This window comes from Streptomyces sp. NBC_01485 (genome assembly GCF_036227125.1).
Classification (GTDB): Bacteria; Actinomycetota; Actinomycetes; order Streptomycetales; family Streptomycetaceae; genus Streptomyces.
This window is the reverse complement of the sequence record NZ_CP109435.1, coordinates 7,738,262-7,754,496: the sequence shown is the minus strand read 5'-3', so window position 1 is coordinate 7,754,496 and position 16,235 is coordinate 7,738,262. Positions and strand designations below refer to the sequence as shown.

The window sequence follows — 16,235 nt, the reverse complement described above, 5'->3', positions numbered from 1 at the left end:
CGTGCCGCGGTGTCTACCTCATCTTGTCCTGAGCGAAGAAGGCGGTCGCTTTTCCCAGAACCTCGATCGTGGCCTCCTGCTCGCGAACCTTCCGCCGCAGCCGGACCAACTCCTCACGCTCCGCAGTGGTCAAAGCCCCGGCGGGCCCCTCACCGCGGTCGACCTTCGCCTGCTTCACCCACCCGCGCAGCCCTTCCGGACTCACGCCCAGATCCCGCGCGACCTCGGTGACCGTCTTCTCCGAGGACAACGCCAAGGCGACCGCGTCCCGCTTGAACTCGGCCGTGTACCGCTTGCTCATGTTGCTCTTGTTACTCACTACTTGTGACTGCTTCCTCCGGGACCATCCGTCCCAGTATCAAGCTGTCCGGCCGGCAGGGGGAACCTCATTCGGCCCGGGACAGCGTCTTGCGCTGGCCGCCGCCCATGCCCACAGGGTTGTTGATGTTCTTGCTCACGGTCACGAGTTCTCCCGGCAATGATTTGGGGGACGGGCGGCGAGGCACTTGCCGTCCACCGCGATCGCCCGGCGCCTGCGGCGCACCGGATCGGCCTGTGCGGCAGCCTGGTAGGCCCGGCGCTGTTCGCGCTCGGGGCCGCCGTCGGGCATCAGCGGCGCGGGAGTCGCGCGCTCGTCGGGAAGCAGGGATGTCAGGCAGGCGAATCCGGCCGCGCTGAGCTCGGCGGGATCGAGGCGTGACAGCACGCTGCGCAGGGGCTTCTCACTCGGCGCCCGGTAGCGGCCCAGGAGCGGGTGGTAGGGCAGGCCGAAGGCGGCCAGTTCCTCGGGGGCCGCCCGCCAGCACCACTCCGCCGCCGCGGTGATCGAATCGTGTCCCGCGGGCGTCCTCACGCAGACCACCAGGGCCAGCAGGGAAGAGAGCCGGTAGCGCACCCCGCTGGCTCCGCGTGGATCGGTGAGCGATTCGAACTCGACGGCCAGACTGCGGACTTGGTCCCGCGCGGCGCCCTCACGCAGGACTTGCAGACGGGGTGCGCGGGAAACGGGAACAGGCATGAGGGATGATAGCGGGACGAGCACGGCACCTTCGTGGATCTTGAAGCGTAGAGAATTCCATGATCCACAGGGGTCGTGTTCGACTGTGGCCGGGGCTCGCGGCCGACATCAACCGACCAAGTTCAGACGAACCGGGCAAACTATCAGGGCCCTGGGTCAACCCCAGGGCCTGCTTCATCTCGCGGTAGTCGTGCTCGATGCGCCAGTGGAGCTTGGCAAGCTGCCTCAAGGAGCAATCCAGACTATGCGGCATTCGGGGATTGCCCCGATGCGCTGTTCAAAGGGTGCGAGGCACACGAGTGTGTGCTGACCTGGTGGGGGGAGGTCACTTGGCGCAATCCGATGTCTGCTCGCCAACTACCCAGACGGCGGGCGCGAAGGAGGGTTCGTGAGCAGGTCAGATGTGATAGAGGCAGATGTCAGCTTCTTCGGTGAAGATATACCAAGAGACATGAGTCAGCATCTCCTCGATACGTTGTCGGCGTTGGGCGTCCATACCCCTACCCCTCGCCCAAATGTGCGCAGTATCGAGCTGTTGTTAATTCTTGTAATTCTCCCGCTGCAGGCGTTTCTCAGCAGCATGGGCGAAGATGCCTACCGAGCACTTCGGCAAGCAATTGAGGATCTTTTCCAAGCGTCCGGTGCCGGAGGTCGCAAAGCGGCGTTCCAGGACAGGGAAACGGAGCTGCGGGTACTCCTGGAGCCGGGTCTTCCCGAAGAAGCGTATGAGCAACTCCACAGTCTGGATCTGTCACGCTTCGGGTCCGGAACTTTGAGCTTCAACCATGGCTCGAAGTGCTGGCTCTGGCACCCAGACGCTGGCGAGACTGCAGGTGGCTGAGGTCATCCATCCCGATCGCCAGAGCCTTGCGGTCCGGGTTCGATGGTGAGCAGCGTCAACCCTGCCCAGTACCCAGGAGTCCTTCCAAGCTCCCAATCGGGAGAATCGTCGTGCTGCGCAGCGACGACGTAGCCTCTCTGCGCGTTACGCAAGGCGTGAACGGGTGGCACGCCGGCAGCCAGTTGCTGGTAATAGGCGGCAAGAATAGTTCCCGTGGCCTTGTCTGGGACCGGGTAGAGCGCAGTCGTGAGCGAGGTAGCGCCGCGAGTGAGGGCCACAGTAGGCAGTCCAATCGGCTCCTCGCCTGGGCCGGACGACACGCGCGTTGACCAGCAGGCTCCGATCACTAGACGCGACGGAAGGCTGAGGCCGAGGAGGCGGGCTGCGGACAGTTTGTGGGGTGGATCGCGCTGGAGTTCGATGCTGTGCGCCAGTCCGAGTTCCGCGTCCCCGTGTACGGACAGAACTCCAAGTTGGTAACGGTCGCCGTTGCGTAGCTTAGTCACCAGCTGTTGGGGGTCGGTTTCTACATCTAGTTGGCTCCCGTAGTCGTGGGCGAGCTGGTCGCGTTCGGCTTGCGCGTCTGGTCTGGTTATGTATGCCAGGGCTCGTGCCGGCCCTCGGCCGTCTTTTTGTGGTTTCCTCAACGGCGGGGTTTCGGGCAGCATCCGCAAAGCAGGCAGCAAGGTTAGGGCAGCGAGATCCAGCAGGCAGCGCCCGCTAACGTCAAGGGTGGCGAATGGTAGCCCCCAAAGTTCCCCGCTAGGCACGATCAGCAGGGTTGGCGGTTCTCCTTCCGTGTTCCGGCTCACGTCGCTCAAGAGCGTGCGCAGCCCTACGGGCAGCAGACACTCGCCCAGCTCACGGCGCCAGCGATGTCCGGTGTCTTCTAGTAGACGCCAACCGGCTAGGTGTGCGTCTCTCGGACTCGTCAGGTCGGTCAGCCAGTTGACCTGCTCCGCGGTTAGCTTCTTCTCTTCGATGACTGGCGATTCGGTGGGTTCCGGAGGTACCCACACGGAGTACAGGAGCCGGCCGCCAGACTCCTGGCTGTATGGAAAGAGTCTGAGCAGTAGCGCATGGACGTTTCCATGCAGACGCCCCCGCAAGCTGTCGGCGGCAATCGGCTCAGCCGTGAAGGCGCGCTGGAACGCGCTGCCCACGGCCGTAGCCAGTTCCCTGTGGAGTTGTGCGATCCGCTCGTCGAGTTCCTCCTGGGCCTCCTTACGGGCGCGCAGCAGTCTCGGGTTGATGACAGGCTCGTCAGCGATGGGCCGCGGGTCCAACAGTGCCCCCTTGCGGGAGTGCAGCTCGTCCAGATCGTGTAGCAGGGCTCGTACCGGTTCTGGCGCGTCACCGTAAGTGCCGCGGGAGTGCAAAAGTTGCGCCACCGCCTCTCCCCGGCCGATCTCTGCAAGTTCTAGGCCAGCCCATCCATCACCAAGGCTTGCGGCCTGCGACAGAGCTACCTGGTCCCAGTCCGCGGATTCGGCGAGGATGCGCGCCCGGTCGGCCGAACTGCCTACTCGCAGTCGCACTCTTTCCCGTGTGCGGATAGCTGCCATCATGTGCTTGAGCGCCGTCGCTAGCTCCCAGGGCGAGTCCGCTACTAGCGCATTCGACAGGACCACATGGGCCTTGGCTGCACCGAGATCATCCCCCGCCTCCACTGCCAGCTCGAGGGCCTTCTGAGCATGATCGCGGGCGGAAGGATATTCCTGGCGTAGGCGAGCGAGGTCGCCGAGCATCAAGTGTGCCTTGCTCTGCTCCGGCGTATCCCCAGCACTCCTAGCAAGCGACAGAGCCTGTTCCAGGTGTTCTCGCGCCTGCGGGACGTCCACCCGCTGGTAGTACAGCTCCGCAAGAAGGTGGTGGGCGTTGCCCTGACCCACCCTATGGTGGACAGCCTCGGCCAGCTCCAGTGCCCGCTGCACATGGTCTTCAAACACGCTGGGGGCACCCTGGACCCGGGCTATCTCGCCGAGCATCGCATGGTCGTGGGCTTGTTCGAACACGTCCTCGGCGGCCTCGGCCAGCTGCAACGCCCGCTGCACTTGCTCTCGCGCCTGGGTCAGGTCACCAGACTCATGCCCGGCCAGCTCACCCAGCTTGTGTTGGGCTCGACTCTGCTGCAATACATCACCCGTAGCCTCGGCCAGCTCCAACGCCCGCTCCGCATGCTGCCGTGCCCGGGATAGATCCCCCCATTCATGCCCCGAAATCAATGCCAGCAGGTCGTGAGCATCGGCCTGCATCCCACGACTTCCGGCGGTCTCGGCCAGTTCCAACGCCTTTTCAGCAAGCCGTTGTCCCTCTGCAAGATCTCCCCGTTCCCTGGCCAACGTCCCTACAACACAGTGGGCTTGGCTCAGGAATCTAAGTGACTCCTCAGGCTCCAGCTCGTCGTTGGCCGCCTCGGCCAGGTTCAATGCCTGATCAGCAAACTGTTGCGCCTCGTCCAGCTCACCGTCGTCCCGCGACAGCTGAGCCGCGAAAAGGTAAGAGTCCCCTCGCCCGAGCACGCTATCCGCAGCCTCCGCCAACTCAATCGATCGCCGCGCATGCTGCTTGGCCTTCACAAGATTGCCTTGGCGCCGCGCGAGTCCGCCGAGGAGTAGCTCGGCCCCGCCTAGTAGCAGCGGATTTTCCGTCAACTCCAGCACCTGCTCGACGTGGCATCTTGCCTCCGCTAGCTTTCCCTGGTCGACTGCGAGCATGCCGATGAACCAGTTCGCGGCAGCTTGCTGATCCACGTCCTCGGCCATCGCGCTCAAGCGGAGCACTTGACCCCAGTGCTGCTGTGCCTGTGCTAGGTCGCCCCGGGCCTGGGCCAGGCCGGCGAGCAACGTCTCAGCTCGTGTCTGCGCCTCGGAATCCCCAGCAATTTCAGCAAAGTGCCCCATCCGTTCCATGTGCAACTGGGCCTGCTCTTGGTCTCCTTGCATCATGGCTAGCCCACCCACCTGCATGTGGGCGTAGCTACGGAGTATGAAGTTTGTGTCCTCCTCTTCCTCCAGACGTTGCAGGGCAGCAGTCGAGGCCAGCCATCCGACATCGAGATTGCCAGCAGTCACAAGCTCCGTGGCAAACTCAAGCAACGCACGGGCTTGAGCCTGAGGTGGTCCTGACCTATCCCTCTGCAGCCTCTCTAGCCGAGCGCGATCCTCGCCGTACTCAGCGCCAGCCCCTTCTGGGGAGCCTGCATTTGTCATAATTCACTCCACCGCGTCGCCGCAGCTCGGCGACGCCATCCGATGGCCCGCGGTCGTCACCGGTGTGTCGGAATTAGCCCTCACACCACCGAGCTGATCTACGCCACCGCGATTGTGTGCGAAACCTCTGTAACCAAAGATTCAGCAGCTTCACCCCCAAATCATCAGTACTCCCAGGATCTGCCCACGTGCTCTCCGCCGCATCTTGGTGAAGTAGCACGCTCCCCGCGCGGTGAACGGGGTTTGGTGATCCAAAAGGCTCGGACACCGCGATCAGCCGCTCCGTCATCACCCGACAGGATCGCTAACGCAACGAGGCCGCACCCTGCCGACGATCCGGGTAAAGACTCGGAAAGTTGCAGGGCGTCCACTAGTGTGTTGGTCTGGATAAAGGGGATGAGCTCGCCTCTTCAGGCGGTCACTAGTAATTAGATTGCATTCCTGATTACTGCGAGGTGGGACGCGATGTCAACGCAACCCGACCCAAGCGATGAAGAGTTCGCCCGTCAAATGGCTGAAGTGGTGGGTACTTTCATGCAGCCGCTGTTTGATGGGATCAACAGCTTCATGAGAGCCACGACCGACCAAGCTGCCATGCGAGTTCTCAAACAGAACCCGGAGCTGCTCACCGAGCAGGCTCGTGGAATAATCAGAAAAGGCATTGAGGACGCCCGCAGCCAGGGCGAGATTACCGAGGCCGACAATATGGAGAGGCGGCTACGCCTACTGGAAAGCCAGGTGTAGGTGCGAAACCAGTACTCAGCGTCTGCTGCCATGCTCTCGACGACAGCACCTATGAGCGGGGTCCTGGCTGTAGCTGTCCGACCAGGTGGAAGACGTCCCGGGCCGCGTAGTGTTTGAGGCGACGGACGATTTCGCGACGGGCCTTACCCTCCTTGATCCGGCGCTCGTAATAGTCCGGAGTGCGCGGGTCGACCCGCAGGCGGATGAACACGATGCGGTGGAGCGCGGCATTGGCCTGACGGTCGCCACCACGGTTGAGGCGACGCAACTGCCAGCGTCCCCAGGAACGCTCGACAGGACGGCGAAGGACGCCTCACTGTCCAGGCGTTGTGGTCCCCCACCGTGATCAGCAAAGCGACGGCCGTGTCCGGACCGATCCCCACCACGTCGAGCAGCTGCGGGGCATGACACTTGACGAGCCGGATCAGACGAGTGTCCACGCTCCCGGATCTGCTCGGAGAGCTGGCCGATCCGGCACGCCAGCAGGCCCAGCGTGAGTGAGCAAGCCCTAGCCGGCGCCCCACATGACGGCGACCGTAATGGTCAGGATCGTCTACACCGGCAGGAGCTTAATCTGACTTGGACAGTGGGACCTGTCTAGTCCAGTTCCAAGTCAGGCTCCAACGTGGAGGTAGGCGGCCCACAGGAAGGGGGTCTGGGTCCGGTCGTATTGGCCGGAGAGGTCGTGGCCGTCGCGTACCCCGCGTACAGACTGGTGCAGCGCGTAGGCGGCTCGGCTGACGTCGAGGGTGCCCTCATCGGTCGTGAGGTTGGTGTAGAAGGCGTCGGCGATATTGACGGCGATCTGGTCGTCGATCTCCCACAGGGTGCCGACGACGTGGGGGAATCCGGCGAGCTGGAAGGCGGCGGTCAGATGGATGGCTTCGTCGATGAGCTCGGGGTATGGATTGCTGCCGTGTGGCAGGCCGAGAGGCGCGCCAGTTGGACGTTGTCGAGACGGACAGGGGCCAAGCTGGCCACGGTGAGCGGATCACTGGCATGGTCGTGCAACAGCAGCAGGCTCTTCGACGGGTCGGCGCGGTCGCTCGCGCCATGGCAGGCGAAGTGTGCGATTTGGCATGTGGGCAGGGACTCTAGGACGTTGGCCTTGGTCGGTAGAGGACGTTGAGCGTCGGTGAGATTGCTGTCGGCCGGGCGGGTTCGCGAAGGAGCATGTGGTTGGGTAGGCGGTCGCCCAGCATGGCGACCTCGGCGCCGACGTGGTCTAGCCAACCGTGATCGGGAAGTCCGGGGGTGGTGGGCATCGCGACGATCAGGGCTTGAGTGCGGCTCCTTGGCCCGGGAGGGTGCCGTCGGGTGTAGCGGAGTGCGCGCACGGTGGGGGTGTAGGAGGAAACTACCCGGTCCATGACAGTGCGCCGCCTTGGATCGCTGGCGCTGTCGGTGTGGTAGCCGACGGCATGGAGGGGCAGTTGGCCCAGGAGGCCGCCCGGTGCCCACCACACCCGCGGTGATCGAGGGCACGATGCCTCGGTCGCGGACCTGGTCATGGTAGGTGGCGTGGTCGTAGCCCAGGTCGGCGAACAGCGCGTCGGGCTTGCGGCGCGGACGGCCCACCCGGCCGCGGACCGGCGGAATCGCATCGAGCAGGGGCAGCAACTGGGTGACATCGTTGCGGTTGCCGCCGGTCAACAGGACCGCGAGCGGTGTGGGGATCGGTGGATACCGTTCTGACCAGGTTGCCACTCGTGACCGGCATTGACGGACAGCCGCATGACCCGCCCTACCTATGAGCGTCACGGCCGACAGCCCTTTCCTGGGGTGGAACCCAGCCACACCGACTCGCTGGCAGGCTGCAGCCTGTTCACTCGCGACGCCGAGCCCGGACTCGCCCATCGGCGGGGCAGGCATCGCCTCAGACACCTCCAGAGGCGTTCGGTGACGTCGACGGTTTTGCGGACGTGCGTGACGTTGAAACCGTCGTCCGTCACCTTCTACGACAGCATCGGCGACGTCACCTGTGCGGACATCGGCAACGGCTCCTTCACATCACCGTGAGACCAGACACGTGGCTGGACCCATGGTGACCGCAGCGCAGTCCATCAGGGGCGGCAGGACGGCCGGACGCTGAGCAGTTCGGTCCTCAACACGGGCGTGCCGTCGACAGGCTCCGGGTCCTGCGTAGTTGGCTCGATTCCGCCAGCAGCGACCTTGTCGAGCGTCTTCAGGCCCGCGGCACCGACCGTGCCGAACACCGTGTAGTTCGGTCGCAGCGCGGAGTCGCCGTAGACGACGAAGAACTGCGAACCGTTCGTGTTCGGCCCGGCGTTGGCCATCGCCAGCAGACCACGCCCGTAAAGGCGACGGGTGCCGGTCGGATCGCTCGGTGCCGGCGGCAGGTCCACCGGCAGCTCGTCCTTGTACTCGTAGCCCGGCCCACCCTCGCCGGTGCCGGTCGGGTCGCCACACTGCAGGACCTTCAGCGTCGGATACGCCGTCAGCCGATGGCACACCGTACGGTCGAAGAACCGGTGCCGCGCCAGGTGCACGAAGCTCTGGACCGTGCACGGCGCCTTCGCCCGGTCCAGACGCAGCGGGAGCGGGCCCTGGCTGGTCCGGACAGCCATACCGACCGCGCCATGACTGAGGGTGTGCCGCGGGTCGGGCGGCAGGGGAACCGGCCGCGCCGCCGGCTCGTCCGGGGTCTGGGTGTACTGGCAAGGACCGTGCGTTGTTCGCGGCGGGGCATTGTGGGCGGAGGCAGTGGTGCTGCCCGCGGACACGACCAACGCTGCTGCCGCCGATGCGGTCATGAGAGCTCGTTTCATCCTGCGCACCCTCCAAAAGATCGCCAGATTTCGGAGCGGTTGCAGCCTAAAGCGGGGCCTGGCAGGCGAGAACCCGCCCGCAAGCCACATCCGCCTCCCAGCCTTCGGCCCGCGGCAGGCCATTACGTTCGGGTGCGGCACAGCGCCGGCCGACCGATCAGGGCGTCCGCCCCGTGTACGACGGATGCTCCCCGAACCCGGTCGAGCGGCCTCCCCAGTCCACGCAGAGGCCCCCACCGAACGCTGCCGTGCACATGAGGTGATCTCACCGGGGTGCCGCTATCGAGACCGACGGTGCCGCTGCCGTCATCTCGGGGCACTCCGGGGGAAGGCATCGCCGGTCGGCCAGCGTTCCGGCAGATCGAGAGCGGTGTGGACGGAGCGAATCGCGGGCTGGCGCTTGACCTGGATCCCAGCCAGTTGCGCGGTTGCCCAGGTAGGGAAGATGGGGGCAGGAAGCGAGGCGGGGTCCGGGCTTTGCCAGAGAACGGGAGTGTTTTTCGTCCAGGTCCAAGGTGCTGGGTTGTTCACGACGAGCACGCCGCTGACACGGCTGTGGGCATGGTCGTAGGTGGCAGTCCAGTAACCATCGGGCTTTCGGCTGAAGGTCGAACCGCTGTCGTAGGCGAACTCAACCGTACTCCCGTACAGCGCTCTCTCGATGTCCTCATCTTCGGGGAAGTCGGCTGCATGGCCTAGCGCCACGATGAATGGCAGCTCCAGGTCACCATACTTCCCGCCCTTGTGTGTGACGGCGTGGAGCACTCGCTCCGACCCGTCCTCGACCGCCCATGCCGAGGGGTAGACGCCGATTGTCCTGCTGGATGGATTGCCACGTTTGCCTGGGCTGCGGGGGATCGCTTGAAACGTGAGGCACCAGCCAGCCTCTTGCCAAGTGTGACTGGGAAGCGGCACCTTGCGCTCGTGGTCTGCGATGACCTGGTCGGGGTCCAAGCTTTCAAGCCACCGCGTCAGCCCGGACTTCAATCGTCTCTGCGGCGGCGTTGCCGTACCGGCGCTGTGCAGTTCGCACGATACGAAGAAGTTCGGACTCGGCAAGCGATCGATGGCATCGCTCAACTGCGGTGGGAGCGGGTAAGACCCTGCGTCGCGCTTCTGAGCCTTCCAGATCGCCTCGACGACGAACTGCTCGTTGTCGCGAGTAACCAGGAAGTCGGGCTTGTAGCCACCTGTTCCCGTCTGCCGCTCAACCTCCACGCTGCAACCGGAACCGAGCAACATCTGGTGCAGGTACAGCTCCCACAGCGCAGAGTAGACGTTCGTGTCGGAGTTTCGGTCCCGCAGTCGGCTGAGCAGGCCGGGCTGAGCCTGGTCAGGGAATCGCGACCACCATTCGTTGATCACATTCCGAACCTGGTCCCAGAACGGGCCGGCGACCCTCTCGAAGAACTCGGCCTGTGGCTCGGCCGCCCGCTTCGGCGCCGCATCCGTCCGATCCCGGCTCACGTATACACCCATGACAGACGATCGTAGGTCGCTCCGCGAGCCATTCTCATTCCATTTCCACTCCGTCCCAACGACCGCAGGGCTCAACCGAGTCAACCGTTCTCACACCTTCCAGGCCCCTGTTGAAGTGGCCGACCCGAGGAAGCCCACCGGCCGGTTTGGTCTCCAACGGGAGCGCAGGTGCGAGATACGCGAGGCTGGGACCAAGACCGGTCGGCGGGGGGGATCGCTGGAGCGCTCAGCCTTCGATGTGATAGCGGCTCTGGGATACGACGGCTTGGCGGATCTTGGTGGTGAAGACGGCGGTACGTGCGATCCAGTCCACCCCGCCGGCCTTGTTACGACTCAGGACGCTCTTGAAGTTCTGCTCCAGCGTGCCTGTCATTCGGAACATCAAGCGGGGCAGGCATCGCCTCAGACACCTCCAGAAGCGTTCAAATTTGCAGAGGCGAAGGCTATGACCTGTTGCTCGCCAAGAGCCCCGGCCGCATCTACCGCAGGCGCGTGTGTCATCACTACGCCCTCGCGTCAAGTGCTCGTTGGGGGACAACCCGGGGGGTGCGGTGCCACCGCCGGAGCTGCAGCACACCCGCTCGGAAGCGCCCTCCGGCCGCGTCTGCAGGGGCTTGCCGTCGAACGCCTCTCTCACGGGCGCTGTCACACGTCTGTCACCAACTACGCCGACTCCCCCGGACAGCGATGCTCTGACCTGCCACTACGCACCCGCCCTGGACTGACGTGGACGCCCGAAGACGGTCTCTACAACCTGTGCCAGGTGGTACCCAGTGAGGGAGCCAGGATCAGCACCGGAGCGTCTTCCGGACCGTCAAAGCGGTATTGCAGGGGTGCGGCAGTCGTCTCACTCACTCGACTCACGCTCTCACATCTCACGTTTTCTCACGGCGTCGGGTGGGAACGCTGCGCAGTCCCTCCCACGTTGTGGCGGTGGCGCGAAGATCCTCGACACTCCCTCCACATGCCGTTTTCCGGCGTCAGGCATCGTACAGAGGCATCCCGCGCGGCCCGGGACCTCCCGGAGATCCCGCTCCTGAGGCCCGTCGGTGCGGTATCTTCCGGCGGCTCACACCGCGATCACACCGCGCATCGCTCCGGGGCTCACAGCTCGTCCGAGGCGCCGAGGCCGGTGAGGGCGCCCACCGGGTCCGGGTCGGGGGTGCCGCGTGGCCACCAGTCGTCGTGGCCCGGTTCCGACTCGTAGGCGTACCACAAGCCGTCGCGGCCGAAGCGGAGCTGGACGTGGCCGCGCGGGTGGGTGAGGTGGTTGCGGCGGGGGCGGAAGGCGGGGAGGTCGGCGGCCAGGAGGAGGGGGCGGGCCCGGTCGAAGCGGCCGGCCGGCGGGTCCCAGGTCTCCTCCAGGACGGTGAGTCCGTCCGGCCCGCCCTGCCGCCAGGCGGCCACCGCGCGCGCCAGCTCGGACGGGGTGCGGCCGGCGGCCAGCGCGAGCGAGGCGTACAGGGCGCGGGTGGTGGCGGTGAGCCCGGAGCCGGGGCGGGACGCGGCGAGACGGACGGCGTCCTGCCAGAGGGTCAGTTCGCCGATCTCGTCATGACCGGTGGTCAGCAGGGCGTGGGCGCGGGCGGCGGCGTCGGTCGCGAGGTGGTCCAGCGCGAAGGAGTCGGGGCCGTTCGGCGCGGACGGGTACGCCGGGGGCTGCTCGGGGTGCGGGGGCCCGGGCAACGGGGCCGGGAGGGGCGGGAGTCGACGTTCGGCGAGGGCTTCGACGGCCCGTACGCCCGGCAGCGGTTCCGGTTGCTGCTCCTGTGCGGCGCGGGCGGCACGGGTGGCGTTACGGCGGGACAGCTCGTCGAGCACTTCGCGTTCGCCGCGACCGCGCAGCAGGAGCAGCACGAACGGGTCGGCGTCGAGCAGCCGCGCCGTCTGGTAGCAGAGGGCGGCGGCATGCTTGCAGGGGCGACCGTGGTCGGGGCAACTGCAGTGCGGGTCGAGGTCGCCGGGACCGGGCAGCAGCGGCACCCCGCAGTCGGCCAGGGACTCGGGCATCTCCTTGTCGAGCAGCGCGGCGATGTGCCCGGGGCGCTCGACGGCGGCGTCCAGGAAACGCTCCCAGTCCTCCTCCCCGAGGGTGCGCAGCCGCACCTGCACGCGGTACGGGCGGGGACGGCTGCCCTGCACGTACGCCAGGACGAGCCCGGGGGTGACCGTGATCGCGTCCACGTGCCCCTGCTCGGCGTAACCCCGGCCGCGGACCAGGCGCTTGGGGTCCAGGGCACCCTCTTCGAGCGCGCTGACCCAGGCGTTGCCCCACCAGGTCTCGGCGAAGGCTCCGCCGGTGCGAGGGGGGAAAGCGGGGAGGGCAGGGAGAACGGGGAGAGCGGGGAAGGTGCGGCGGTGGTCGCCGTCCCGGGAGGGGGCTGCCATGGAGCGGGGGGTGGGGGGCGCGTTGTACCGGTCGGGCTCGGGCTCGGGCTCGGGCTCGGGCTCCATCTGCGGACCGGGGTCCGGCTCTGTCTCCGGCGCGAGCTCGGGCTCCTGCTCGGGCGTCTCCTCCGGTGGCATCCGGAATGCGTCCGCGAGCAACTCCCTTACGACACGGGCTCGTTCATCGGCGACGTGGTCACGTGTACGGCCGGGGCGCCGGGCTTCGGAGGGGTGGGCATCGGTGCGGGGGCGGGGGCCGCTGCGTACGGGCTCCCGTCCCGCCTGTTCCCTGGGCTCGGTCTCGGCGGAGCCCTGTCGCGTTTGCGCGCGTGCCGCGCGCAGGGCCTCGCGGGCGATGTCCCCGGGGCGCGAGCCGGTCGGGGCGGGCGGAGCGGTCGGGGTGCCCGGCTTGTCGGCTGGTGGGACGGCATCCGCCGGTGGAACGGGGGCCGCTGCGGGGACGGGGACGGCGTCGGCTGCCGAGGTGCCCTCTTCGGGAGCGGGGGCCGCTGCGGGAGCCGGGGCCGGCGGGCGCCGCAGGGCCGCGCGGGCCGCGTCGGCGGGCCGGGGGGCAGGGTCTCCGGGGTGCTGTGACGACTCCCGCGCCTGCTGTTCCTGCCGCCGTTCCCGAGCCGCGCGCAGCGCACGGCGGGCCTCGTCGGCCGGCCTGATGCCCTGCTCCTGGTGCGCCGCAGCCTCAGCCGCTGCCGCTGCCGTGAAAACCTCGGCCCCGGCCCCGATCTCGCCCTTCTCCGGCTCTCCCATCACGTCTCCCTCCGCAGCCTGACCAGGTCGGACAGGTCGCGGTCCGTCAGTTCCGTGAGGGCCGACTCGCCGGAGCCGAGGATCGCGTCGGCGAGGGCGCGCTTGGCCTGAAGCATCTCGGCGATGCGGTCCTCGACCGTGCCCTCGGTGATGAGGCGGTGGACCTGGACCGGCTGGGTCTGGCCGATGCGGTAGGCGCGGTCGGTGGCCTGTTCCTCGACCGCCGGGTTCCACCAGCGGTCGAAGTGGACGACATGGCCCGCGCGCGTGAGGTTGAGGCCGGTGCCGGCGGCCTTCAGGGAGAGGACCAGGACCGGGGTCTCGCCGCTCTGGAAGCGGTCCACCATCCGCTCCCGCTCGGGTACCGGCGTGCCGCCGTGCAGGAGGTCGAGCGGGACCGCGCGGGCCGTGAGGTGGGCGGCGATCAGGCGGGCCATGCCGACGTACTGCGTGAAGACGAGGGCCGAGCCGTCCTCGGCGAGCAGGGTGTCCAGCAGCTCGTCCAGGAGGGCGAGTTTCCCGGAGCGTGCGGCCAGGGCGTCGCCGACCGAGGCGGTCTCCTCCTTGAGGTACAGGGCCGGGTGGTCGCAGATCTGCTTCAGCGCGCCCAGCAGCTTCAGCACCAGGCCGCGCCGGGCGATGCCGTCGGCCGTCTCGATGGCCAGCAGGGACTCCCGCACCACCGCCTCGTACAGCGCGGCCTGTTCCCGGGTGAGCGGGACCGGGTGGTCGGTCTCCGTCTTGGGCGGCAGCTCGGGCACGATGCCGGGGTCTGACTTCTTGCGGCGCAGGAGGAAGGGGCGCACCAGGCGGGCGAGGCGCTCCACCGCCTGGTCGTCCTCGCCGTTCTCCACCGCGCGCGCGTGGCGGGCGCGGAAGGACTTCAGGGGGCCGAGGAGTCCCGGTGTCGTCCAGTCGAGCAGGGCCCAGAGCTCGGAGAGGTTGTTCTCGACGGGGGTGCCGGTGAGGGCCACGCGCGCGGGCGTCGGGATCGTGCGCAGCGCCTTCGCCGTCGCCGAGTAGGGGTTCTTCACGTGCTGCGCCTCGTCCGCGACGACCATGCCCCAGGACTGGTCGGCCAGTGCCGGGGCCACCGAGCGCATGGTGCCGTACGTGGTCAGGACGAAGCCGCCGGTCAGGTCCGCCAGGCTGCGGTCGGCGCCGTGGAAGCGGCGGACGGGGACGCCGGGCGCGAAGCGGGTGATCTCGCGCTGCCAGTTGCCCAGCAGGGAGGCCGGGCAGACCACCAGGGTCGGTTCGGTGCGGGCCCGCTTCAGGTGCAGGGCGATGACGGTGATCGTCTTGCCGAGGCCCATGTCGTCGGCGAGGCAGCCGCCGAGGCCGAGGGAGGTCATGAGGTCCAGCCAGGCCAGGCCGCGCAGTTGGTAGTCGCGGAGGGTGGCGTGCAGGCCGGCGGGCGGCTGCGCGGGCCGCACCCCGGCGGTGAGCCGGTCGCGCAGTGCGGCCAGGGCGCCGACGGGGACCGCCGCCACGGTCTCGCCGTCGACCTCCGCGGTGCCCGAGAGGGCGACGGACAGGGCGTCGACCGGGTCCAGCAGGCCCAGTTCGCGTTTGCGGGCCTTGCGCACGAGCGCCGGGTCGACCAGGACCCACTGGTCGCGGAGCCGGACCACCGGGCGGTGGGCCTCCGCCAGTGCGTCCATCTCGGCCTCGCTGAGCGGGTCGCCGCCGAGCGCCAACTGCCAGCGGAACTGGAGCAGTTCCTCGCTCTCGAAGAAGCCGGTGCCGTCCGTCGCCGAGCCCGGCGCGGGCCGGACCACGGCGGCCGCGCTGAGGTCCTGCGCCAGGTCCCTCGGCCAGTGCACGGCGACCCCGGCCGCGGCGAGCCGGGTGGCCGCCACGCCGAGCAGGTCGCCCAGTTCGTCCTCGGAGAGGGCCAGGACGTCCGGTGCGTCCTGTTCGGCGATCCGGGCGAGCGGTGGCCAGACGCGGGCCGCGCGCCGCACGGCGAGGGCGGCGTCCACGCGTGCGCGTGCCCCGAAGGCGGCGTCGGCCCCGCCCGCCCACAGGGTCGCCGCGTCGGTCACCAGGGTCGGGTCCGCGAGGCTGTGCACCTGGACGATCGCGGCTCCCGCGCTGCGCCCCCGCCCGCCGTCGTCGTCGGAGACGTCGAACATGTCGTACGCGGACAGGTCGAGACGGAGCGAGATCCGCACGCCCGCGTCCATGCCGGCCGCGACCTCGGCGGCCCAGTCGTGCGCGCCGGGCAGCCGCTGGGGCCGGCGGTCCGCGAAGGGCCTCCCGCACGCGTGGGGCGCGGCCGGGGTGCGGGGCAGGGTGTCCGCGACGGCGTCCAGGAAGGACCGCATCAGGGCCTCCGGCTTCGGCAGCCGGAGCGGGCCGGGGCCGGTCAGCGGCACCGCGTGACCCTCGTACGGGAGCGCGGCGGCGACCGCGCGCAGGTGGGCGATGTCCTCCGGGTCCAGCGGCCCCGCCCGCCAGGCGTCGTGCCCGGTGGGTGTCAGGCCGGGCAGCAGGCGGCCGCGGGCGGTGAGCCGCAGCGCGTGCAGCGCGGCGGCTCCCCAGCAGGCGGTGGCCGGGTGGGCGGCGGGGTCGCGGCGCGCGCGCACGAGCAGCGGGAGCGCCTTGTCGAGCGGCAGGGAGAGGGCGGGGGCCTGTTTACGGCGGATCGAGGAGCCGTGCCGCCGGACGACGCTGAGCTCCGTGACTTCAGCATCATGTACGGCGTGTTCCGCGTCCGCCGTGAGGGTCGGCGGGCCGTCCGACGGGTCCCAGAAGGCGACGCGGCCCTCGCGCGGGAGGGCCGCGGGCAGGAAGACGGCGGCGAGCCGCACGGAGACGAAGCCGGTTCCGGATCCGGCGACGGAACCCGGGCCGGATCCCGAGCCGGGCTTGGCCGAAGCCGTCTCGCCGATCATGGCGCTCATACCTTGTGTCCACCTCCCGCCCGCATGTCGGATCAGTCGTCTTCGACTCTACGGGCGGGGTCTGACATTGATGCCGATGCTCCGGTCCGG

General features: G+C 68.1%; 11 protein-coding genes and 4 pseudogenes. 2 read left to right on the top strand and 13 right to left on the bottom strand.

Annotated features, from left to right (window positions below; genetic code table 11):
- Nucleotides 1–13: 13 nt before the first annotated feature.
- From OG352_RS34235 to OG352_RS34225, 3 genes and pseudogenes are all read right to left on the bottom strand, one after another.
- Nucleotides 14–301: a transposase gene (locus OG352_RS34235; RefSeq protein ID WP_060902739.1), complete on the bottom strand. Its 288-nt coding sequence runs from the start codon at nt 299–301 to the stop codon at nt 14–16.
- Nucleotides 302–389: 88 nt separating this feature from the next.
- A pseudogene (locus OG352_RS34230) lies at nt 390–464 on the bottom strand (DUF6243 family protein); the annotation flags it as partial.
- An 8-nt stretch (nt 465–472) separates the two neighbouring features.
- Nucleotides 473–1,042, bottom strand: a pseudogene (locus OG352_RS34225) (transposase family protein); the annotation flags it as partial.
- 364 nt (nt 1,043–1,406) lie between these two features.
- On the opposite strand from OG352_RS34225, the gene OG352_RS34220 reads away from it, so the two are divergent.
- Nucleotides 1,407–1,859, top strand: a complete 453-nt coding sequence (locus OG352_RS34220; protein WP_329222285.1) for a hypothetical protein — start codon at nt 1,407–1,409, stop codon at nt 1,857–1,859.
- A gap of 2 nt (nt 1,860–1,861) precedes the next feature.
- On the opposite strand, the gene OG352_RS34215 is transcribed toward OG352_RS34220, so the two are convergent.
- Entirely contained in the window at nt 1,862–4,933 is a 3,072-nt protein-coding gene (locus OG352_RS34215) for a tetratricopeptide repeat protein (protein ID WP_329222284.1), read from the bottom strand.
- A gap of 603 nt (nt 4,934–5,536) precedes the next feature.
- Between OG352_RS34215 and OG352_RS34210 the strand changes: the two genes are divergently transcribed.
- Nucleotides 5,537–5,815, top strand: a complete 279-nt coding sequence (locus tag OG352_RS34210) for a hypothetical protein (RefSeq protein ID WP_329222283.1) — start codon at nt 5,537–5,539, stop codon at nt 5,813–5,815.
- A gap of 613 nt (nt 5,816–6,428) precedes the next feature.
- Here OG352_RS34210 and OG352_RS40130 read toward each other — a convergent pair.
- The 9 genes and pseudogenes from OG352_RS40130 to OG352_RS34175 all read right to left on the bottom strand — a co-directional run bounded on the left by OG352_RS40130 (nt 6,429) and on the right by OG352_RS34175 (nt 16,136).
- The gene (locus OG352_RS40130; protein WP_443072517.1) at nt 6,429–6,689 is read right to left on the bottom strand and encodes a CHAT domain-containing protein; all 261 of its coding nucleotides are present in this window, start codon (nt 6,687–6,689) and stop codon (nt 6,429–6,431) included.
- Nucleotides 6,686–6,868: pseudogene (locus OG352_RS40125) on the bottom strand (CHAT domain-containing protein); the annotation flags it as partial. The pseudogene OG352_RS40125 and the gene OG352_RS40130, both read right to left, overlap by 4 nt.
- Before the next feature lie 41 nt (nt 6,869–6,909).
- Nucleotides 6,910–7,326 carry a CHAT domain-containing protein gene (locus OG352_RS40120; protein ID WP_443072420.1) on the bottom strand — a complete coding sequence of 139 codons (417 nt, stop codon included), beginning with the start codon at nt 7,324–7,326 and terminating at the stop codon, nt 6,910–6,912.
- Nucleotides 7,289–7,486: pseudogene (locus tag OG352_RS34200) on the bottom strand (transposase); the annotation flags it as partial. The gene OG352_RS40120 and the pseudogene OG352_RS34200, both read right to left, overlap by 38 nt.
- A gap of 392 nt (nt 7,487–7,878) precedes the next feature.
- Nucleotides 7,879–8,403 (bottom strand): peptidylprolyl isomerase, encoded by a 525-nt coding sequence (locus OG352_RS34195; RefSeq protein ID WP_329222282.1) that lies wholly within the window; start codon nt 8,401–8,403, stop codon nt 7,879–7,881.
- A 507-nt stretch (nt 8,404–8,910) separates the two neighbouring features.
- The gene (locus tag OG352_RS34190; protein ID WP_329222280.1) at nt 8,911–10,083 is read right to left on the bottom strand and encodes a hypothetical protein; all 1,173 of its coding nucleotides are present in this window, start codon (nt 10,081–10,083) and stop codon (nt 8,911–8,913) included.
- Between the two features lie 226 nt (nt 10,084–10,309).
- Entirely contained in the window at nt 10,310–10,456 is a 147-nt protein-coding gene (locus OG352_RS34185; protein ID WP_329222278.1) for a hypothetical protein, read from the bottom strand.
- A gap of 731 nt (nt 10,457–11,187) precedes the next feature.
- Nucleotides 11,188–13,236: an SWIM zinc finger family protein gene (locus tag OG352_RS34180; protein WP_329222277.1), complete on the bottom strand. Its 2,049-nt coding sequence runs from the start codon at nt 13,234–13,236 to the stop codon at nt 11,188–11,190.
- Nucleotides 13,236–16,136, bottom strand: coding sequence for a DEAD/DEAH box helicase (locus OG352_RS34175; RefSeq protein WP_329224059.1), 2,901 nt, complete (start codon nt 16,134–16,136; stop codon nt 13,236–13,238). Before OG352_RS34175 ends, OG352_RS34180 begins: the two co-directional genes overlap by 1 nt.
- Nucleotides 16,137–16,235: the final 99 nt, after the last annotated feature.